The 18,543-nt window shown below is 65.7% G+C and carries 24 protein-coding genes, 3 tRNA genes and 1 pseudogene; 7 read left to right on the top strand and 21 right to left on the bottom strand.

All coding sequences use genetic code 11. From position 1 onward, the window contains the following. Positions 1-249: 249 nt before the first annotated feature. The 8 genes and pseudogenes from ACOJVU_RS09640 to ACOJVU_RS09605 all read right to left on the bottom strand — a co-directional run bounded on the left by ACOJVU_RS09640 (position 250) and on the right by ACOJVU_RS09605 (position 4,950). Positions 250-1,521: an HNH endonuclease signature motif containing protein gene (locus ACOJVU_RS09640; protein WP_421529564.1), complete on the bottom strand. Its 1,272-nt coding sequence runs from the start codon at positions 1,519-1,521 to the stop codon at positions 250-252. 204 nt (positions 1,522-1,725) lie between these two features. Next, positions 1,726-2,196: pseudogene (locus tag ACOJVU_RS09635) on the bottom strand (3'-5' exonuclease); the annotation flags it as partial. After that, positions 2,157-2,504 carry a hypothetical protein gene (locus ACOJVU_RS09630; protein ID WP_421529563.1) on the bottom strand — a complete coding sequence of 116 codons (348 nt, stop codon included), beginning with the start codon at positions 2,502-2,504 and terminating at the stop codon, positions 2,157-2,159. The pseudogene ACOJVU_RS09635 and the gene ACOJVU_RS09630, both read right to left, overlap by 40 nt. Beyond that, positions 2,501-2,683: a hypothetical protein gene (locus ACOJVU_RS09625; protein WP_421529562.1), complete on the bottom strand. Its 183-nt coding sequence runs from the start codon at positions 2,681-2,683 to the stop codon at positions 2,501-2,503. The genes ACOJVU_RS09630 and ACOJVU_RS09625 overlap by 4 nt, the downstream gene beginning before the upstream one ends. 274 nt (positions 2,684-2,957) lie before the next feature. Further along, a complete protein-coding gene (locus ACOJVU_RS09620) occupies positions 2,958-3,167 on the bottom strand; it encodes a Swt1 family HEPN domain-containing protein (protein ID WP_421529596.1) in 210 nt (69 codons plus the stop codon). Next, entirely contained in the window at positions 3,167-3,310 is a 144-nt protein-coding gene (locus ACOJVU_RS09615; protein ID WP_421529561.1) for a hypothetical protein, read from the bottom strand. Before ACOJVU_RS09615 ends, ACOJVU_RS09620 begins: the two co-directional genes overlap by 1 nt. Before the next feature lie 181 nt (positions 3,311-3,491). Then, positions 3,492-3,638 (bottom strand): DUF433 domain-containing protein, encoded by a 147-nt coding sequence (locus tag ACOJVU_RS09610; protein ID WP_421529595.1) that lies wholly within the window; start codon positions 3,636-3,638, stop codon positions 3,492-3,494. Between the two features lie 82 nt (positions 3,639-3,720). Then, a complete protein-coding gene (locus ACOJVU_RS09605; RefSeq protein WP_421529560.1) occupies positions 3,721-4,950 on the bottom strand; it encodes a DUF6880 family protein in 1,230 nt (409 codons plus the stop codon). 156 nt (positions 4,951-5,106) lie between these two features. Between ACOJVU_RS09605 and ACOJVU_RS09600 the strand changes: the two genes are divergently transcribed. The 5 genes from ACOJVU_RS09600 to mmaA4 all read left to right on the top strand — a co-directional run bounded on the left by ACOJVU_RS09600 (position 5,107) and on the right by mmaA4 (position 11,249). Then, positions 5,107-6,453, top strand: a complete 1,347-nt coding sequence (locus ACOJVU_RS09600; protein ID WP_421529559.1) for an ABC1 kinase family protein — start codon at positions 5,107-5,109, stop codon at positions 6,451-6,453. Between the two features lie 22 nt (positions 6,454-6,475). Further along, entirely contained in the window at positions 6,476-7,393 is a 918-nt protein-coding gene (locus tag ACOJVU_RS09595; protein ID WP_421529558.1) for an alpha/beta fold hydrolase, read from the top strand. Between the two features lie 94 nt (positions 7,394-7,487). After that, entirely contained in the window at positions 7,488-8,348 is an 861-nt protein-coding gene (locus ACOJVU_RS09590; RefSeq protein ID WP_421529557.1) for a cyclopropane mycolic acid synthase family methyltransferase, read from the top strand. Positions 8,349-8,540: 192 nt separating this feature from the next. Next, positions 8,541-10,019, top strand: a complete 1,479-nt coding sequence (locus ACOJVU_RS09585; RefSeq protein WP_421529556.1) for a flavin-containing monooxygenase — start codon at positions 8,541-8,543, stop codon at positions 10,017-10,019. Positions 10,020-10,352: 333 nt separating this feature from the next. Continuing rightward, positions 10,353-11,249, top strand: coding sequence for a hydroxymycolate synthase MmaA4 (mmaA4, locus tag ACOJVU_RS09580; RefSeq protein WP_421529555.1), 897 nt, complete (start codon positions 10,353-10,355; stop codon positions 11,247-11,249). A 93-nt stretch (positions 11,250-11,342) separates the two neighbouring features. Here the strand turns inward: mmaA4 and rplA are convergent, their stop codons facing one another. The 12 genes from rplA to ACOJVU_RS09520 all read right to left on the bottom strand — a co-directional run bounded on the left by rplA (position 11,343) and on the right by ACOJVU_RS09520 (position 16,454). Continuing rightward, positions 11,343-12,050: a 50S ribosomal protein L1 gene (rplA, locus tag ACOJVU_RS09575; protein WP_421529554.1), complete on the bottom strand. Its 708-nt coding sequence runs from the start codon at positions 12,048-12,050 to the stop codon at positions 11,343-11,345. A 73-nt stretch (positions 12,051-12,123) separates the two neighbouring features. Further along, entirely contained in the window at positions 12,124-12,552 is a 429-nt protein-coding gene (gene rplK, locus ACOJVU_RS09570) for a 50S ribosomal protein L11 (RefSeq protein ID WP_421529553.1), read from the bottom strand. Between the two features lie 45 nt (positions 12,553-12,597). Further along, complete coding sequence (nusG, locus tag ACOJVU_RS09565; protein WP_421529552.1) at positions 12,598-13,386, bottom strand: transcription termination/antitermination protein NusG; 789 nt, start codon at positions 13,384-13,386, stop codon at positions 12,598-12,600. A 32-nt stretch (positions 13,387-13,418) separates the two neighbouring features. Beyond that, positions 13,419-13,898, bottom strand: a complete 480-nt coding sequence (gene secE / locus ACOJVU_RS09560) for a preprotein translocase subunit SecE (protein WP_421529551.1) — start codon at positions 13,896-13,898, stop codon at positions 13,419-13,421. A 146-nt stretch (positions 13,899-14,044) separates the two neighbouring features. Next, positions 14,045-14,117: transfer RNA gene (locus ACOJVU_RS09555), tRNA-Trp, on the bottom strand. Positions 14,118-14,275: 158 nt separating this feature from the next. After that, complete coding sequence (gene hadC, locus ACOJVU_RS09550; RefSeq protein ID WP_421529550.1) at positions 14,276-14,776, bottom strand: (3R)-hydroxyacyl-ACP dehydratase subunit HadC; 501 nt, start codon at positions 14,774-14,776, stop codon at positions 14,276-14,278. Positions 14,777-14,779: 3 nt separating this feature from the next. Next, on the bottom strand, positions 14,780-15,208 hold the full coding sequence (hadB, locus tag ACOJVU_RS09545) for a (3R)-hydroxyacyl-ACP dehydratase subunit HadB (protein ID WP_421529549.1): 429 nt from the start codon (positions 15,206-15,208) through the stop codon (positions 14,780-14,782). Beyond that, positions 15,195-15,671 carry a (3R)-hydroxyacyl-ACP dehydratase subunit HadA gene (hadA, locus tag ACOJVU_RS09540; RefSeq protein WP_421529548.1) on the bottom strand — a complete coding sequence of 159 codons (477 nt, stop codon included), beginning with the start codon at positions 15,669-15,671 and terminating at the stop codon, positions 15,195-15,197. The genes hadB and hadA overlap by 14 nt, the downstream gene beginning before the upstream one ends. A gap of 49 nt (positions 15,672-15,720) precedes the next feature. After that, positions 15,721-15,888: a 50S ribosomal protein L33 gene (rpmG, locus tag ACOJVU_RS09535; RefSeq protein ID WP_421529547.1), complete on the bottom strand. Its 168-nt coding sequence runs from the start codon at positions 15,886-15,888 to the stop codon at positions 15,721-15,723. 30 nt (positions 15,889-15,918) lie between these two features. Next, positions 15,919-15,992: transfer RNA gene (locus tag ACOJVU_RS09530), tRNA-Met, on the bottom strand. Between the two features lie 33 nt (positions 15,993-16,025). Beyond that, positions 16,026-16,098 (bottom strand) — tRNA-Thr (locus ACOJVU_RS09525). A 140-nt stretch (positions 16,099-16,238) separates the two neighbouring features. After that, positions 16,239-16,454: a type II toxin-antitoxin system VapB family antitoxin gene (locus ACOJVU_RS09520; protein ID WP_421529546.1), complete on the bottom strand. Its 216-nt coding sequence runs from the start codon at positions 16,452-16,454 to the stop codon at positions 16,239-16,241. A 72-nt stretch (positions 16,455-16,526) separates the two neighbouring features. On the opposite strand from ACOJVU_RS09520, the gene ACOJVU_RS09515 reads away from it, so the two are divergent. Next, positions 16,527-17,240: an MBL fold metallo-hydrolase gene (locus ACOJVU_RS09515; RefSeq protein WP_421529545.1), complete on the top strand. Its 714-nt coding sequence runs from the start codon at positions 16,527-16,529 to the stop codon at positions 17,238-17,240. Between the two features lie 83 nt (positions 17,241-17,323). After that, the gene (locus tag ACOJVU_RS09510; protein WP_421529544.1) at positions 17,324-18,019 is read left to right on the top strand and encodes a crotonase/enoyl-CoA hydratase family protein; all 696 of its coding nucleotides are present in this window, start codon (positions 17,324-17,326) and stop codon (positions 18,017-18,019) included. Positions 18,020-18,081: 62 nt separating this feature from the next. Here ACOJVU_RS09510 and cynS read toward each other — a convergent pair whose 3' ends face one another. Beyond that, a complete protein-coding gene (cynS, locus tag ACOJVU_RS09505) occupies positions 18,082-18,540 on the bottom strand; it encodes a cyanase (RefSeq protein WP_421529543.1) in 459 nt (152 codons plus the stop codon). Positions 18,541-18,543: the final 3 nt, after the last annotated feature.

Below are 18,543 nucleotides of genomic sequence, written 5' to 3'. Positions count from 1 at the left end.
TGTCGCCGTCCACCGCCACCACACCTGACATCCTCGACCACCGGGGGCCGCGCCGCGGGGATTTCGACGCGGCCGATTTACGCCGGTATCGCGGCCATGTCGTGACAGTCAAAGCTGCGGCGTTTTGGCAAAGTCGATGGCAATGCGCGAGGCATGGTGGACGTTCCCGACACCGCGGAATCGTGCATGCGAACGACTCCTTTGATGCCCAACCCGTGTGGTGATGCCCAACCCGTGTGGGCGCCAGGGCTAGTTGATTGCCGGTGGTGGTTGGGGTTGGAATGGCTGGTACCACCACCATTGGGCGCGTTCCCCGGTGGGCCCGGGGCACGGCGGGACCGCCGGCGGGGCCCCAGTCGGTGGCCGGGCCAGCGATGCGCAGCTCATCGGCGCATCAGCGCTGTCGGTGACTTCAAGTTCGGTGGCGTCTCCGGTGATGGTGATGACGCCGCGATGGTGCGACCGGTGGTGGTAGGCACAAACCAGCACCAGGTTGGCCAGCTCGGTGGCACCGCCGTCCTCCCAGTGCCGAACGTGGTGGGCATGCAAACCCCGGGTGGCACCGCATCCGGGAACCACGCAGCTGCGATCGCGGTGCTCAAGTGCACGCCGCAACCGCCGGCTGATCTGGCGGGTTGATCGCCCGGCCCCGATGGGCTCACCATCACGTTCGAACCACACCTCGCAGGTGGCATCACAGGTCAGGTAACGCCGTTCAGAGGCGGTCAGCAGCGGGCCCAGGTGCAGCGCGGCGGCGCGCTGGGCGACATCGACATGCACGACCACGGTGGTGTGTTGGCCGTGGGGGCGGCGGGTGGCCTCGACATCCCAGCCGGTCTCGACCAGACGCATGAACGCATCAGCGGCGGCAGGAAACGGGGGGCGGTGATCCGATGCGCCGTGGCGGTCGCCGCACTCGTCGTGATCGCGCTTCCACTCGGCCACCAGCGCATCCAGGTGAGACTGCAGCGCGGCGTCGAACTTCGCCGCATCCACGTGCGGCAGTGTGATCCGCCAACAGGTGAGCTCCTCGCCGGTGGTTTTGGTGATCGAGGCCTGCGGTTGCGGGCGAGGACCGGGGTCGGGGTCGGGGTCGGGGCGCGGTTCGAGCTTGACCGCGGTGCGCAACTGGTTGACCGTCGCACTGGCCGCCAGCTGCGCATAGTGCTCATCGGAGCCGTCGGCGGCCCGCTGCGCAATCACCCCGACCTGATCCAACGACAGCCGGCCCTCCCGCATACCCCGAGCGCAGCGCGCAAACTCCTCCACCCGCCGCGCCACCGCAGTGATCGTATGCGCATTCGTCGAGGACACACCGAGTTTCCAGGCCACCAACGCCGCCACCGACCGCGCACCGGTGGCCCCCCACAACTGGTCGCGGTCCACCTCCGCGACGATCTCCACGATGCGCCCATCAATCGCATTGCGCTGACCGGCCAACTCCGCCAACTCCTCAAACAGCGCATCAAGACGCTCGGTCGGACTCACCTCCACGGCGTTGGTCGATGCGATTGCGGACATGCCCACATCATCACAGCCGGGTACGACAAGTCCGGGCCCACCGATCCGAGCGGGGCAACAGCTAGAGGACGATCGCTTTCGTGGACAGTCATCGAAGTGGATTGATTGTCTTCGAGGAGAAGTCTGTTCCGAGATCGACACATCGGACGCTCACTGCTGAGTTTAAGACCGAGGCCACTCAAAAGCGGTGTGGAACCGTGTACTTCAACCCAGCAATTGCGAACGTTTCCCGCTCCAAGTCACCACCAGTGCATCGCGCGCCCGGCTGCTGGCGACGTACAGCAATGAACGCTCACGCAACAGCGTTTCGTCACGTTCCTCGTCGGGCACCGAGCGCAACACCGCCGGCGACGGAACGTGTTTGTCATCGACGCCACACAGAATCACCCTGGAGAACTCCATCCCCTTGGCGCGGTGCATGGTCATCACCAGCGGGTGGCCGGGACCGGCGACGGTTTTGTCCAGGGCGCGGGCCGACACGCCGCGCTCGCCGAGGCCGCGGACAAACCGGTCGCGGTCGTCTTGGCTGCGGGTGAGCACCGCGATGTTCTCCGGTTCGACGTCACCCTCGTCCAGCCAGGCTTTGATCTTGGCAGCGACTTCGTCGAGTTCCTCGGTTTGGTTGTCGCAGTCGATCAGCTCCGGAGCGGGCCCGGTGCGCGCCGAGCGGTATTCGCGGGGACCGGGGTTTTGCGCAGCAGGGCTTCCAGCCACAGCCGGGCATCGCGGTAGCCGCTGGAGCCGTCGGCGATGACCTTGGCCTGTTTGGGGTCCTGCGGCTCGATTTTGTCCAGACTGGAGTAGAAGTCCGCGGTGGTGTCGGCGACCAGCTCGGACAGGCCACGCACCCGCACCAGCCAGCCGTCGGCGCCCCGCTCGGCGGAGGTGACCAGCCATTGCTCGTCGCGGATCACCACGATGGAGCCGGGGGCAATGTTGAGGTCTTCCGGCGGAGTCGTCTGCGTCTCTGCCGTAGTGGTCACGTGATCTCCAGGGTGCGGCGGCGGTTGGGGTTCATCGTCGGGCGCTCCGATCTCGCCAGCGGGATGAACGCTTCGAGGTCCATAGCCCGAAGGTTCTTGGCGTTGGACAGATCCCGCAGGCATGTCAACTGGTCCGGACATTTGGTCAGGGTTCCGTCTTCGTGGCGAATCGGCCGCACGACGGTCACAATCCAGTCGCGTGACTCCTTGTCGTGTCTGAGCCATCCTTCGGTCTGGCGCCGTAGACTGCGTGAAGCGCTTTGGCGGATCCGTAGTCTCGGCGTCGGCGGTCAGGGCATCGCAGAGCGGGTGGACCACGCCGTTCGGCACGTTCGACCACCCGAACGCATATCCAGGCATCACTTCGCCACCCGGTCGATGGCCGGAATGGCCCTCCGACCGAACCCATACCCATCTCGCCTCATCACTTCCATACCCCGCTCGGGGCCAATGTTAGGCGGGCCGTCGGACAATCGGACCGCGATCGCGGCGAAAGATGACCACCGCAGCCCGGTAAGCCTCGGCCGCGGTGAAGGGCTCGTTGCGTGCGCAGCGGTTGCGCACCTCGCGCAGCTCACCGGCGCGGTTCTGCGCGTGCCTCGGCAGGTCGCGGTCGAACGGAAAGCCCAGTTCGGGGAGGGGCTCGGTCGTGGCGCGCAGCATCAGCACCAGGTCGCGGTTGCGGTAGGCGCCGACCCGCCGGCCAGCCGCGAATGGACCACCACGAGCGTCGCGCGCACCTCGACGAAGTCAGCCTCGCCGAGTGCGCTGGTTGCTGCGCCAAGGTGGACCTCGAACAGTCTCATCAGGGCATCGTTGCCGATGCTTCCGCTATTGACAGCCGCGACGATGAACAGCTTCCTCGGTGAACCGGTGAGGAGGTATCCGTCACGGAAATCGCGGTCCTTTGCTACGACAACCCGACCTTCCGTGTCGGCGCTGTGGGCAACCTCGGCCGCGCGGGGAGTTGAACGTCGACGAGGAATTTCACTCGGTACCGAGCGGAACGATGCACTGCCCGCCCGCGGTCAGGGCGCCGAACTCCAGTGCGGCAAGCAGGTCGCCCCGCTGCAGATCGGGGTAGTCCGCGAGCACGTCCTCGATCGTCATGCCAGACGCGAGCAGTTCGAGCAGCGACTGGACCGGACACGGCGGCGGTCACACAATCGTGCCCCAGCCGGATCCGGTCGTCAGGCGACGCTGCGGGGCTCCACCGTCAGGGCAGCGCGGCGCGATCGAACTCCTGCTGCAGCCGCGGGCGGCGACGGTACTTCTCCCGCAGGCCGGCGATGAGCTCGTCGACCCGCGCGGACTCGCACGATCCAGCGGCGAGCCCGCGCATCTTCTTCAGTCGTCGCGCCGCACCGCGATAGTGGCGCGCGTCCGCCTCGGCCAGTTCGTGTTCGACCAGACGGGTGTAGACGGGCAGTACCGCGACCGGGTCGAGTTTCTCGTAGGCCTTGGCCAGGTCGTTCCAGGTGCGGTCGTCGTCCAGGCTGAGGCTCTGCGCCAGCTCCCAGGCGAACCGGATGTCTTTCAGCCAGTGCTGGGCGAACACCACCGCCTCGCGCGGCTGCGAGGTGAGGCGCTGGAGTACCTCGTCCTGGTAGCCCGGCCAGGCCGCGCCCGCGTCGCGGTAGAGACATCCCGCGGTGCTCGACGACGGCCAGCGACGGAACATCTCGACCCGCGCGTCGAGCAGTTTGTCGGGCCGATGCTGTGCGAGCAGGCCGCACCAGTAGTCGCCGGCCCGCCGAGCCTGATGGCCGTCGTCGAAATCGGTGGCCTGCTTGGCGAAGTCGATGGCCGCATCGACCTCCCCGATCTCCATCAGCGCCACAGCAGTGTCCTGCAGCCACGCCGCGACGCGCCGGTCGCGGGCGTGGGTGGCAATGATGGCGTCGACGTCGCGGTCGACAACAGCCAGGCGCCGCGCGTTCCAGTCCAGGGTGAACCAGGCGTGGGAATGTGGCGATGACCACAGTCGATCCTCCGACGGGCGCGGACCCAGCGTTGCCGCGTGTTCGGCGAGCTTGGCGCGGTATGCGGCCATGCCATCGGCGCCCAGCGCGGGCGCGTAGGTGACCGGGTCGATGGTGAAGTAGTCGCAGTCGTTGTCGAACTGAAACTTCACCAGCCAGTTGACCAGTTTGGTTACCGGCGGCCGGGCCTGGGCCGCCAGAACCGGATGCAGCTCAAGAAGGTCGCGGCAGGCGTCGCCGATGATGCCGCTGGAGTCATCGGCGCGCATGATGACCGTCAGTGCCGAGGCAATGGCGCGTTGCGTCACCGCAAACACCTCGGCGGGATCGTCGTCGGCGGCGGCTTGGCGCAGGATCGCCACCGCCTCGTGCATGCGTGCCCCGTGCGCGTTGGCAACGTGCCATCGCCAGACATCGGAGCGGGTCCTGATCAGTGGCAGAACGCTGTCAGCGAGAGCGGTCACCGGCACATCATCGTGAGGTCCGGTCTCGGGCCGCAACCGTCCCGGTCGCCCCGGGAGATCCAGGGCTGGGTCACGCCGTGGTCGAAGCCCTGAGACGGTGAGCGGCCGCCGCGTCAAGATTGGGACGTGACACCGCCGGTTTGGCAGACTGCTGGCATGAGCTCCACCAAGCACAAAGAGGTCGCCAGGCTCGACCGGGTGCCGCTGCCGGCCGAAGCGGCCCGCGTAGCCGCCACCGGCTGGCAGGTCACCCGCGCCGCCGCCCGTGTCCTCACCACGCTGCCGGGCCGGGGGCCGTGGCAACAGAAGGTGATCACGCAGCTCCCGCAGACCTTCGCCGACCTGGGCCCGACGTACGTGAAGTTCGGGCAGATCATCGCGTCCAGCCCCGGCGCGTTCGGCGAATCGCTGTCGCGGGAGTTCCGGGGCCTCCTGGACCGCGTGCCCCCCGCCGACAGCACGCAGGTGCACAAGCTCTTCGTCGAGGAACTCGGCCATGAGCCCGCCGAGCTGTTCGCCACCTTCGAGGAGGAGCCGTTCGCGTCGGCATCCATCGCGCAGGTGCACTACGCGACCCTGCACACCGGTGAGGATGTCGTCGTCAAGATCCAGCGACCGGGCATCCGCCGCCGGGTGGCGGCCGACCTGCAGATCCTCAAACGCTTCGCCCAGGCCGTCGAGCTGGCCAAGCTGGGCCGCCGGCTCTCCGCGCAGGACGTGGTCGCCGACTTCTCCGACAACCTGGCCGAGGAGCTGAACTTCCGCCTGGAGGCTCAGTCGATGGAAGCCTGGGTCTCACACCTGCACGCCTCGCCGCTGGGTCAGGGCATCCGGGTGCCCGAGGTGTACTGGGACTTCACCTCCGACCGGGTACTGACGATGGAGCGGGTGGGAGGCATCCGCATCGACGACGCCGCCGCCATCGACAACGCCGGATTCGACGGGACCGAGCTGGTCAAGGCACTGCTGTTCAGTCTGTTCGAGGGTGGGCTGCGGCACGGGCTGTTCCACGGCGACCTGCACGCGGGCAACCTCTGTGTCGACGGCAAAGGCCGGATCGTGTTCTTCGACTTCGGGATCATGGGCCGCATCGACCCTCGCACCCGCTGGCTGTTGCGCGAGCTGGTGTACGCGCTGCTGGTGAAGAAGGACCACGCGGCGGCCGGCAAGATCGTCGTACTGATGGGCGCCGTGGGCACCATGAAGCCGGAGGCCGAGGCCGCCAAGGACCTGGAGCGCTTCGCCACCCCGCTGACCATGCAGACCCTCGGCGACCTGTCGTACGCCGACATCGGCCGGCAACTCTCGGCGCTGGCCGACGCCTACGACGTCAAGCTGCCGCGCGAGCTGGTGCTGATCGGCAAGCAGTTCCTCTACGTCGAGCGATACATGAAGTTGCTGGCGCCGAAATGGCAGATGATGTCCGACCCGCAGCTGACGGGATACTTCGCCAACTTCATGGTCGAGGTCAGCCGCGAGCACTCCTCCGACCTCGAGGTCTGAGGGGTCCATGTCTGAGGGGTCCATGCAGATACGTAGTGGGTACGCCGTCTCGCCCACTCCGGAAGGCGACCTGAAGCTCTACTACGAGGACATGGGCGACATCACCCATCCGCCCGTGCTGCTGATCATGGGGCTGGGCGCCCAGCTGCTGCTGTGGCGGAGCGCCTTCTGCGAGAAACTCGTCGGGCACGGGCTGCGCGTCATCCGCTACGACAACCGCGACGTCGGCCTGTCCAGCAAGACCGGGCATCGCGGCGCCGGGCAGCCGCTTCCGGTCCGGTTGGCGCGATTCTGGTGCGGCCTGGGCAGCGACGCGGCCTACACGCTGGAGGACATGGCCGGCGACGCCGCCGCGGTGCTCGATCACCTCGGCATCGAGCACGCCCACGTCGTGGGCGCGTCGATGGGCGGCATGATCGCCCAGGTCTTCGCGGGGCGGTACCCCGGACGGACCAGGACGCTGGGAATCCTGTTCTCCAGCAACAACCGCCCGTTCCTGCCGCCGCCGGCCCCGCGCGCGTTGCTCGCGCTCCTCAAGGGACCGCCGCCGGGCTCGCCGCGCGAGGTGATCATCGACAACGCCGTGCGCGTCACCAACATCATCGGCAGCCCGCGCTACCGCGCGGCCGAGGAGCAGGTCCGCGCCGAGGCCGCCGAGGGCTACGACCGCAACTACCACCCGCAAGGGTTCGCCCGGCACTTCAGCGCGATCCTGGGAACCGGCAGCCTCTCGCGGTACAACCGGCGCATCGCCGCCCCGACCGTGGTGATCCACGGCCGGGCCGACACACTGATGCGCCCCTCCGGCGGTCGCGCCGTTGCGCGCGCCGTGCGTGGCGCTCGACTATTCTTGTTCGACGGTATGGGCCACGACCTGCCTCACCAATTGTGGGATCAGCTGATCGACGTGCTGACGAGCAATTTCGCCGAGACCCACTGAGGACGGTCGATCGGGCTTTTGCGGATTGAAAGCGATTTTCGTGGGGAACGCTGAAAGGGCCACGAACGCTGCGTTGGAAGGATGCTTGATCACAATGAGCGACCTGAAACCTCATTATGAAGAGTCGCAAGCGACGTACGACATCTCCGACGACTTCTTCGCGTTGTTCCTCGACCCCAACATGGTCTATACCTGCGCCTACTTCGAGCGCGACGACATGACGCTGGAAGAGGCGCAGCTCGCGAAGCTGGACCTGGGGCTGGACAAGCTGAAGCTCGAACCGGGGATGACGCTGCTCGACGTCGGATGCGGCTGGGGCGGGGCCGTGGTCCGAGCCCTCGAGAAATACGACGTCGACGTCATCGGGATCACGCTCAGCCGAAACCACTACGCGCGCACCAAAGCCAGGCTCGACGCCATCCCGACGACCCGGCGGGCCGAGGCCCGGCTGCAGGGTTGGGAGGAGTTCGACGAACCCGTGGATCGGATCATCAGCTTCGAGGCGTTCGACGCGTTCACGAAAGAGCGCTGGCCCGTGTTCTGGGACTGGGCCTACAAGACGCTCCCCGACGACAGCCGGATGCTGATGCACAGCCTCTTCACCTACCCGCAGTCGGAATGGAAGGATCGCGGCATCCCGATCACGATGACGGATCTGCGTTTCTTCCACTTCCTCGGCAAGGAGATCTTTCCCGGTGGCCAGATGTGCGGCGAAGCCGACATCGTCGACAACGCACACCACAGCGGGTTCTCCCTCGAGCAGGTCCAATACCTGCAGCCCCATTACACTCGGACCCTCGACATGTGGGCGGCCAACCTCGAGGCCAACCGCGACCGCGCCATCGCCATCCAATCCGAAGAGGTCTACGACCGCTTCATGCGCTATCTCACCGGCTGCGCGGGCCTGTTCCGCAAGGGCATCTCCAACGTCGCGCAGTACACGCTGACGAAATAGGCAGCACGTGCGTCACCGCCCGATCGGCCGCCCGACACCCCGAACAGTGACGCACCTCAACCTCATGCCGCCCGTCACCTGCGCGGCGAGCGGCGGGTTTGCCGATACACTTTTGCCGCGTAGCGAATACCCGCGCCCGGATTTGGGCCGAAGCGTCACGAATTGATTTTCACGAAAGAACGGCCTCGCAGCATGGACCACCTTTTCGACGTCGTCATCGTTGGCGCCGGTTTCGGCGGCATCGGCGCCGCGATCCAGCTCAAACGGCTCGGATACGACAACATCGCCATTCTCGACCGCGAAGACGACCTCGGCGGCACCTGGTACGTCAACCGATATCCGGGGCTTGCCGTCGATGTTCCGGGCACCACCTACTCGTACTGGTTCGAGCCCAACCCGTACTGGTCTCGCCTGTTCCCTCCCGGTGACGAGCTGAGGCACTATGCCCACGACGTCGCCGACAAATACGACGTGCGCCGCCACATGCGGTTCGACACGACGGTCGAAAGTGCACGCTGGGACGAAGACGCTCACGTGTGGCGGGTGACGCTTACCGGCGGCGAAACCCTGACGACACGCTTTCTGATCACCGCGACCGGCTTCCTGTCCCAGCCGCACACACCGCAGATTCCCGGTATCGAAAGCTTCGCCGGGAAGATCGTTCACACCACGGCGTGGGATCACAGCCACGACTTCGGGGAGCGGCGCGTCGCGATGATCGGAACCGGGGCGACCGCCGTGCAATTGATTCCCGAACTGGCCGAGCGGGTCTCCGAGCTCACTGTCTACCAGCGCACCGCGACCCACGTGGTGCCCAAGATCGACTTCGCGATCCCGCCCTGGTTGCAACGGGTGTTCGCCCGGATACCGCTTGTGCAGCGAGTCCTCCGGCAGGTGACCGACACCGTTTTCGACGTGATACTCGACGGCGCGCTGCACTACCGCGGTTTGCGGCGGCTGAGCATCGCCGCCTCGGATCTCTCCAAGATCAACCGCTTCATCGCGATCCGCGACAAGCAGTTGCGCCGCAAGCTGACGCCCGATTACGACTTCGGCTGCAAACGCCCCACCTGGTCGAACAGCTATTACCGCACCTTCGCCAAGCCGCACGTGCACCTGGAGACCAACCGCATCGAGCGCATCGAGCCCGACGGTATCGTCACCGCCGACGGGCACAAGACCGTCATCGACACGTTGGTGCTGGCCACCGGTTTCGACCTCTGGGACGCCAATTTCCCGGCGTTCGAGGTGATCGGGAGAAAAGAGCGCAACCTTGGAAAATGGTGGCGCGACGCCGGGTTTCAGTCCTACCAGGGCGTGTCCATCCCCTATTTCCCCAACCTGTTGAGCCTGGCCAGTCCGTTCGCGTTTTCCAGCCTGTCGTTCTTCAACACCGTCGAATACCAGATGCGACACATGGACCGACTTTTCGGTGAGCTCCGGCGCCGGGACGCCACCGAGTTCGAGGTGACCGAAGAAGCGCTGGCGCGGTTCATGGACCGGATGACCGGCCTCCTCGACAAGACCGTCTTCCACGCGGGCGACTGCGCCAACGCGCGCTCCTACTACTTCGACCCCAACGGCAGGGCGTCGCTGCTGAGGCCCACGTCGGTGCTCAACGCGACGCGGGAGGCTTCGCGCTTCCCGCTCAGCGATTACACGATCCGCTGAACCGAAAGAGAGAAATCCGGCGCAGGCGCGTTGTGGATGCATGACCGGCACCCGACTGCGAGTAGGGTGCCCGCCAGGGCATCGCGTAAAAATGCCGGTCCGGTCGGGAGGCCATGATGTTGGAGAGTGGGCCGGTGACCACGCTCGAGCGGTGCAATTTTGACTCCAATCTTGACTCGCATCTCACGCAGATCCCGGAGCCTGGCGTCCCGCCGACCATGGAGACGGCGGGGTTCACCCGGTTCAAGGTTTCACGCCGACCAGCGTGTTTCGGAGGCCCACGGCCCGGTCGGTATGGTTGCATCGAACATCACCCAGGAGAACAAAATCACGATGGCTGAGCACCCGACGAGCCCGACGAAGGCGCGTACGCGCTTCGCAGATATCCAGGCCCACTACGACGTCTCCGACGAATTCTTCGCGCTGTTCCAGGATGCGACCCGGACGTACAGTTGCGCGTATTTCGAGCGCGACGACATGAGCCTGGAAGAGGCCCAGTACGCCAAGATCGACCTGAACCTGGACAAGTTGGACCTCAAGCCGGGCATGACGCTGCTCGACATCGGCTGCGGGTGGGGCGCCACGATGAAGCGCGCCGTCGAGCGATACGACGTCAACGTGATCGGACTGACGCTGTCGAAGAACCAGTACGCCCGCTGCGAAGAAGCGGTCGGCGCGATGGACACCAACCGCTCCCGCCAGGTGCGGCTGCACGGCTGGGAGGACTTCACCGAGCCGGTGGACCGGATCGTGTCGATCGAGGCATTCGAGCACTTCGGGCACGAGAACTACGACGACTTCTTCAAGCGGTGCTTCGACATCATGCCTGACGACGGCCGGATGACCGTCCAGAGCAGTGTCAGCTACCACCCCTATGACATGGCGGCCCGCGGCAAAAGGCTGACATTCGAGACGATGCGGTTCATCAAGTTCATTGTCACCGAGATCTTCCCCGGCGGCCGGCTGCCGTCCACCGAGATGATGGTCGAGCACGGCGAAAAGGCGGGTTTCGTTGTACCCGAACCGCTTTCACTACGCCCGCACTACGTCAAGACGCTGCGCATCTGGGGCGACACGCTCGAGTCCAACCGGGACAAGGCCATCGAAGTCACCTCCGAAGAGGTCTATGACCGCTACATCAAGTACCTGCGCGGCTGCGAGCACTACTTCAACGACGAGATGCTGGACTGCAGCCTGGTGACCTATCTCAAGCCGGGCGCCACCGCTTAGGCATGGCGGTCAGCGGCGAGTTCGCCGAGCAGACACAGAATCGCATCGCCGCAGCGATATCCGTGCGATTCTGCGTCTGCTCGCGAGAATGGCTTACGCCTCGGCGAAGTTACGGGTGATCGACGGGTCGACGGGGATGCCCGGGCCGGTCGTCGTCGAGACGGTGATCTTCTTCAGATACCGGCCTTTCGATGCGGACGGCTTGAGCCGCAGTACCTCGTCGAGCGCCGCGCCGTAGTTCTCGGCGAGACTCTTCTCGTCGAACGACGCCTTGCCGATCACGAAGTGCAGATTGGCCTGCTTGTCCACGCGGAAGTTGATCTTGCCGCCCTTGATGTCGGCCACCGCCTTGGCGACGTCCGGGGTGACGGTGCCCGTCTTGGGGTTCGGCATCAGGCCGCGCGGACCCAGCACCCGGGCGATGCGGCCGACCTTGGCCATCTGGTCTGGAGTCGCGATCGCGGCGTCGAACTCCAGCCAGCCGCCCTGGATCTTCTCGATCAGGTCGTCGCTGCCGACGACGTCGGCCCCGGCGGCCTGCGCCTGTTCGGCTTTTTCACCGACCGCGAACACCACGACCCGGGCGGTCTTTCCGGTGCCGTGCGGCAGGTTGACTGTCCCGCGGACCATCTGGTCGGCCTTGCGGGGATCGACCCCGAGCCGGATCGCGACCTCGACGGTCGCGTCCTGCTTGCGCGAGGACGTCTCCTTGGCGAGTTGGGCCGCCTCCAGCGGGCTGTACAGGTGGTCGCGGTGCACCTTCTCCGCAGCGGCGCGATATGCCTTGCTGTTCTTGCTCATCAGATATCCAATCTCGTGGTTGGTTGTGGTTTTCAAGCGGGCCGAAGCTGGCCCTCCCACGCGGTCGTGACGGTTATTCGACGGTGATGCCCATCGACCGGGCCGTCCCGGCGATGATCTTGGCGGCGGCATCGATGTCGTTGGCGTTGAGGTCGGACTTCTTGGTCTCGGCGATCTCGCGGACCTGGTCCCAACTGACCTTGGCGACCTTGGTCTTGTGCGGCTCCGCCGAGCCCTTGCCCACACCGGCGGCCTTGAGCAGCAGCTTGGCGGCGGGCGGCGTCTTGAGCGCGAAGGTGAAGCTACGGTCCTCGTAGACGGTGATCTCCACCGGGATGACCTGCCCACGCTGATTCTCCGTGGCCGCGTTGTAGGCCTTGCAGAACTCCATGATGTTGACGCCGTGCTGGCCGAGCGCCGGCCCTACCGGCGGGGCCGGGTTGGCCTGCCCGGCCTGGATCTGCAGCTTGATCAGCCCGGCGACTCTCTTCTTCGGGGCCATGGGATATGGGTGTTCCTTCCTGGGTTTGTGCAGCCGGTGCGCCGGCTAGATCTTGGAGACTTGGCCGAACGTCAATTCCACCGGCGTTTCACGGCCGAATATCGACACCAGCACCTTGAGTTTGTGTTGTTCGGCGTTGACCTCGTTGATCGTGGCCGGCAACGTGGCAAACGGACCGTCCATGACGGTCACCGATTCGCCCACCTCGTAGTCGACCTCGATGGCCGGACGTTCCAGACCACCTGTCTCGGCAACGGCGGCAGCGCTGCCCGCACCCTTGGCGGGTTTTTTCGCTGCCCCGCGCGGCAACAGGAACTTGACGACGTCGTCGAGGGTGAGAGCCGAGGGCCGCGACGTGGCGCCGACGAATCCCGTCACCCCCGGGGTGTTGCGCACCGCGGCCCACGAATCGTCGGTCAGATCCATGCGCACCAGGATGTAGCCGGGCAGCACCTTGCGATTGACCTGCTTGCGCTGGCCGTTCTTGATCTCGGTGACCTCTTCGGTGGGAACCTCCACCTGGAAGATGTAGTCGCCGATGTCAAGGTTCTGCACCCGGGTTTCCAGGTTGGCCTTGACCTTGTTCTCGTATCCGGCATAGGAGTGGATGACGTACCACTCACCGGGCTTGCTACGCAGCTCGGCCTTGAGCGCGGCGGCAGGGTCGACCTCCTCGGCCGGCTCCGGCTCAGCCTCGGACGCGGCGGCCTCGGGGGCGTCGGAGGGGTCGGTGGATTCAGCGGCCTCCAGAGCCTGGGGAACCTCGGCGCTCTCTTCGCGCTCTTCCACGTCGACCGCTTCACCCGCGGACGTGTCACCGTCGAAGCTACTCACGGTTTTCAGTCCTTCCTGTCAGTCTCGAAAGTTCAGCCGAACACCAGCAGCACGAGCTTGGTCAGGCCGAAGTCCGCGAGCCCTACCAGCGCCACCATGAAAGCGAGAAACGCCAGCACCACCGAGGTATAGGTCAGCATCTGCTTGCGGTTCGGCCAGATCACCTTCCGCATCTCCGCAACGACCTGCTTGAGGTAGTTGTAGACGAACACGAAAGGGTTGGCAGAAATGCCGGCTTTCGTCGCCTTCCGCGCTTTGCCGGCCTTGTCCCTGGGGCTCTTCTTGCCCTTGTCCTTGCCCTTGTCCTTGCCCGGCTTGGGCTCGGTCGGCGACTCGTCGTGGGCAGGGGCTCCCGTGTCGCCCGCGTCTTCCGTCCGCCGCCGGGACCGCTTACCTGTCGGCCGTGGCGGGCGCGCCGCGGGCTGGGTGGCCACCGCCGTCCGGCTGCCGCTCCCCCCGGTTTCGCCGCCGTCGCGTGCGGCGTCGTCGGCAACGTCCTTCTCGTCGCTCACCGCATGCTCCTTTGTCCGATAGCTGATCCGCGGGCCGTCTCGTTGTGATGGTGCACACTTCCAGTGTCCACCATGGCACCCTACCTACGGTCCGGGTCCTCCTCAGGCCGTCCCGGCCTGCCTCGTCGCCGGACGTTCGCCGTCAGCAGGGGCGACAGGACTTGAACCTGCAACCTGCGGTTTTGGAGACCGCTGCTCTGCCAGTTGAGCTACGCCCCTTCGCGGTTGGCAGGACAGATCCACCTTCGGCCCCGTCCAACCCTGTCTGTCGGGGCTTGCACGGCGCGCGCTTCCGCTCGTCCAATTCCTGGGAGGCGCGCTGATGCTGGGAAAACCCCGAGGTCCGAGTGTACATCGGCGTAGGAGTCAGTTACTAATCACGCAGTTCTGACGATCTGTCCGGATTCGGCGTCCCATCTCAGCTGGATCGAATTGTCGCCCTCGTGCCCCATGAGGGTGGTGTAGGCCTCCAGGACCACCTCGCCATCCTCGTTGGTGCAGGTGTTCTTCGTGACGACGATGTCGGCGCCGAAGCGCTCGTCCACCGAATGGATGTCCATCCTGGCGAAGAGCTTGTCCCCGACACGCACCGGCTTGAGGTAGACGAACCTCTGATCCACCTGGACGATCTGCATGGTTGCCATGCCCACGTCGACGTTCCGGAAGAAGTCGTCCTGGACGAGCTTGCCGACGATCGACAGGAACGTCAGCGGTGCCAGGATGTTGTCGTAGCCCAGCCTGGCCGCCTCATCCTCGTGGAAACTGGCCGGATCGGTGCACTTGACCGCGCGCGCGAAGCTGCGGACCTGTTCGCGGCCCACGATGAAGTGGTCCGGGTAGCGCCACACCATGCCGCGGATGTCGACCTTGAGTGCCATCAGCTACGCCAGTGTGGCCGACGCGGTGGCCCGACCGAAGATCTTCTTGCCCCCGGCGGTGGCCGTGAGGGCGATGGTCACCGACTTGGTCTCGGGGTCGACCGACTTGACCTTCCCACTGAACACGAGTTCGGCGCCCTTGCCGTCGTTGGGTACCGGCACGACGGCGGTGAACCGCACGTTGTACTCGGTGACCGCGCCGGGGTCGCCGACCCAGGAGGTGACGTAACCCCCGCCGATGCCCATGGTCAGCATTCCGTGCGCGATGACGGTGTCCAGCCCCACGACCTTGGCGATTTCGTCGTCCCAGTGGATCGGGTTCAAGTCACCGGAGACCCCCGCATAGTTCACCAGGTCCTGGCGCGTCAGCGGGTAGGTCTTCGCAGGAAGCTGATCGCCCACCTTTACCGTGCTGAACTCACGCAGTGGCATCAGAAAATCCCTCTTCTCCGTTTTCGTTGGCACGGCCCGCCAGGGTCGTGTAAGTCTCCTGGACCATATCGCCGTGGTCGTCGGTGATGACGTTCCTGGTCACGATGATCTGAGTGCCGTGGGCCTCGCGCACCGAATCCACGTAGACGTCGCAATAGAGCCGGTCGCCCACCACGATCGGCTTGACGAATGTGAGAACCTGGTCGACCTGCACGATCTGCTGGTCGGTGACCGCGATGTTGGCATGGTCGAAGAATGCCGACTGCGCCCGATAGCCGAACACGCTGATGAACGACAGCGGCGCTGTCAGGCCGGAATACCCGAGCTCGGCTGCGGCTTTTTCCTCGAAGAACGATGCGTCATCGTTGTGCACGGCGATCGCGTACTCGCGAATTTTCTCGCGTTCCACCTCGTAATGGTCGGGATAGCGATAGTGCATCCCGACGATGGCCATCAAAGACACGGCTGTAAAACCTACCTGGTCATCTGGACAACCACTCGCGCCGTCAGGACTAGCGCGTCTCGCGGTGCGCCTGGTGCTTGCCGCAATTCGGACAGAACTTCTTCAGATCCAACCTGTCGGGATCATTACGCCGGTTCTTCTTGGTGATGTAGTTGCGGTGCTTGCACACCTCACACGCCATGGTGATCTTGGGCCGTACATCGGTGCTGGAAGCCATGTCTCATTCTCTCTCACACTTGGTGTTCTGTAGCGATGGCCGGACTCGAACCGGCGACCTAACGATTATGAGTCGTTCGCTCTAACCGACTGAGCTACATCGCCTCTGCACGCCGCCAGCCTGCCCGGCGTCCGCCGAGCCCCCTAACGGAATCGAACCGTTGACCTTTTCCTTACCATGGAAACGCTCTGCCGACTGAGCTAAGGGGGCCGTTCGCCCGATTCGACCGGTGGTGTCGCGGGCCTAAAAGAGGGTACAACCCGGCTCGCGACCTCACCAAACCACGTGTGCGATCCACTGCCGCGCCGCGAGATCCTGCCGATGAGGCAAGGACCGGCCCGCCGCCAGGATCACCCCCGATCCTCGTTGCGGCGGGGTTGCCATGCGCTGAGGTCACTGAACTCGTCGTACCCGTCGTCGGGTCGGCCTCGCTCCCCGCCGGCACCCTCGCTGAGCAGGGTCCGCAGCGCGAGGTGGACGGCTTCTCGCGCGTCAGCCAGGCCGTACCGACGAATCGCCTCGTCGACCAGATCGGTGTCGATCACGATCTCCACCTTCTTGTGCATGCGCTAACGATACCCAGCGGGCAGCATCTCAACCGATACCAGCGCTGCGCGCGCGAGCCCTAGTCTTAGGGGGTGCCTCAACAGCGTCTTTACTTCCGCCAGCTGCTCGCCGGTCGCGATTTCGCCGCCGGGGATGTGGTCGCGACGCAAATGCGCAATTTCGCCTATCTGATCGGCGACCGCGAAACCGGTGATTGCGTGGTGGTCGACCCGGCCTACGCCGCCGGCGACCTGGCCGACGCCCTGGAAGCCGACGGCATGCATCTGTCCGGGGTCCTGGTCACCCACCATCACCCCGACCACGTGGGCGGGGAGATGATGGGCTTCGAACTGAAGGGACTGGCCGAACTGCTGGATCGGACAGCCGTGCCGGTGCACGTGAACACCCATGAGGCACCCTGGGTTTCCCGCGTCACCGGGATCGGCATGAGCGAGTTGACCACCCACGAGAACCACGACAAGGTCGCCGTCGGGGATATCGAGATCGAGTTGCTGCACACCCCGGGACACACGCCTGGCAGCCAGTGCTTCCTGCTCGACGGCCGCCTGGTCGCCGGCGACACCTTGTTCCTGGAGGGGTGCGGGCGAACGGACTTCCCGGGTGGGGACTCCGACCAGATGTACCGCAGCCTGCAGCGGCTCGCCACGCTGCCCGGAGATCCGACGGTGTTCCCCGGGCACTGGTACTCCGCCGATCCGAGCGCATCGCTGTCGGAGGTCAAGCGCTCCAACTACGTGTACCGGGCCTCCGATCTGGAGCAGTGGCGCATGGTGATGGGTGGCTGAGCGACATCCGACACCCGGCCGGACATGAGCCCCGGCCTCGATCTGATTGAATCGACGTCGCTGTCCGTATCGAAGGAGCACCCATGAGCGGCCCGGTCGTCTACAGCCTCAAGGATTCCGTCGCCGTCATCCGGATGGACGACGGCAAAGTCAACGCGCTGGGCCCGACGATGCAGCAGGCGCTCGCCGAGGCGATCGACCGGGCCGAGCAGGAGAACGCCGGTGCGGTGGTGATCGCCGGCAACGAGCGGGTGTTCAGTGGCGGGTTCGACCTGAAGATCCTGACCTCCGGCGAGGTGCGGCCGGCGATCGACATGCTGCGGGGCGGGTTCGAACTGGCGTACCGGCTGCTGTCCCACCCGAAGCCGGTCGTGATGGCCTGCACCGGCCCCGCCATCGCGATGGGGGCGTTCCTGCTGACCTCCGGCGACCACCGGGTGGCCGCCCACGCCTGCAACATCCAGGCCAACGAAGTCGCGATCGGCATGACCATCCCGTACGCCGCCCTGGAGATCATGAAGCTGCGGCTGACGCCTGCGGCCTACCAGCAGGCCACCGGGCTGGCCAAGACGTTCTTCGGGGAGACCGCCGTCGCCGCGGGTTTCGTCGACGAGATCGTGCTGCCGGAGATGGTGCTCAACCGCGCCGAGGAAGCCGCTCGGGAATTCACCGGCCTGCACCAGCACGCCCACGCCGCGACCAAGTTGCGCGCCCGCGCCGACGCGCTCACGGCGATTCGCGCCGGGATCGACGGGATCGAAGCCGAGTTCGGGCTGTAGGCGGCGGCCGCAGCGACAAGGGCGGCCGGGCGGGCAACCGCCCCAACCACCTCCTCCGTACTTCAGTTGCCTTGGGCTGAAATCCATTCGTACGGAAGGAATTTACCGTCGAACGTCACGACGACGCGGTCGCCGGACGGGTGCGGCTTGCGGTGGATGTCGACGCTGAAGTTGATCGCGCTCATGATGCCGTCGCCGAACTGCTCGTGGATCAGTTCCTTGAGGGCGCCTCCGTACACCTGAAGCGCCTCGTAGAAGCGGTAGATCGTGGGATCGGTCGGCACCGCGCTCGCCGGCCCGCCGCGCATCGGCGGCGCGGCCAGCACCGGCACCGCCGACGCGTCCAGACCGAGCATCTCGGCCAGGACCGCGCCGAGTTCGGCGGGGATCGGATGCTGGCCGAGCAACGCGGAGGTGGTCCACACCACCGGCCTGCCGATGGCGTCGGCCAGCTGCTGCCAGCTCAGCCCCCGCGCCAGCCGGGCCAGGACGATCTGTTCGGTGAGTTCGTGTCGGTTCATGGC

The sequence above is a fragment of the Mycobacterium sp. THU-M104 genome (assembly GCF_049197365.1).
Lineage (GTDB): Bacteria > Actinomycetota > Actinomycetes > Mycobacteriales > Mycobacteriaceae > Mycobacterium.
Note: the sequence above shows the minus strand (reverse complement) of the source record. Positions and strands in the feature narration are given on the sequence as shown.

Excerpts from the sequence above, each read along its gene's own strand:
- ACOJVU_RS09640 (WP_421529564.1), bottom strand. The coding sequence starts at position 1,521 with ATGTCCGCAATCGCATCGACCAACGCCGTGGAGGTGAGTCCGACCGAG.
- ACOJVU_RS09620 (WP_421529596.1), bottom strand. The coding sequence starts at position 3,167 with ATGCTGCGCGCCACGACCGAGCCCCTCCCCGAACTGGGCTTTCCGTTC.
- ACOJVU_RS09615 (WP_421529561.1), bottom strand. The coding sequence starts at position 3,310 with ATGAGACTGTTCGAGGTCCACCTTGGCGCAGCAACCAGCGCACTCGGC.
- ACOJVU_RS09600 (WP_421529559.1), top strand. The coding sequence starts at position 5,107 with ATGAGCTCCACCAAGCACAAAGAGGTCGCCAGGCTCGACCGGGTGCCG.
- ACOJVU_RS09595 (WP_421529558.1), top strand. The coding sequence starts at position 6,476 with ATGCAGATACGTAGTGGGTACGCCGTCTCGCCCACTCCGGAAGGCGAC.
- ACOJVU_RS09590 (WP_421529557.1), top strand. The coding sequence starts at position 7,488 with ATGAGCGACCTGAAACCTCATTATGAAGAGTCGCAAGCGACGTACGAC.
- ACOJVU_RS09585 (WP_421529556.1), top strand. The coding sequence starts at position 8,541 with ATGGACCACCTTTTCGACGTCGTCATCGTTGGCGCCGGTTTCGGCGGC.
- mmaA4 (WP_421529555.1), top strand. The coding sequence starts at position 10,353 with ATGGCTGAGCACCCGACGAGCCCGACGAAGGCGCGTACGCGCTTCGCA.
- rplA (WP_421529554.1), bottom strand. The coding sequence starts at position 12,050 with ATGAGCAAGAACAGCAAGGCATATCGCGCCGCTGCGGAGAAGGTGCAC.
- rplK (WP_421529553.1), bottom strand. The coding sequence starts at position 12,552 with ATGGCCCCGAAGAAGAGAGTCGCCGGGCTGATCAAGCTGCAGATCCAG.
- hadC (WP_421529550.1), bottom strand. The coding sequence starts at position 14,776 with ATGGCACTCAAGGTCGACATCCGCGGCATGGTGTGGCGCTACCCGGAC.
- hadB (WP_421529549.1), bottom strand. The coding sequence starts at position 15,208 with ATGCCACTGCGTGAGTTCAGCACGGTAAAGGTGGGCGATCAGCTTCCT.
- rpmG (WP_421529547.1), bottom strand. The coding sequence starts at position 15,888 with ATGGCTTCCAGCACCGATGTACGGCCCAAGATCACCATGGCGTGTGAG.
- ACOJVU_RS09520 (WP_421529546.1), bottom strand. The coding sequence starts at position 16,454 with ATGCACAAGAAGGTGGAGATCGTGATCGACACCGATCTGGTCGACGAG.
- ACOJVU_RS09510 (WP_421529544.1), top strand. The coding sequence starts at position 17,324 with ATGAGCGGCCCGGTCGTCTACAGCCTCAAGGATTCCGTCGCCGTCATC.
- cynS (WP_421529543.1), bottom strand. The coding sequence starts at position 18,540 with ATGAACCGACACGAACTCACCGAACAGATCGTCCTGGCCCGGCTGGCG.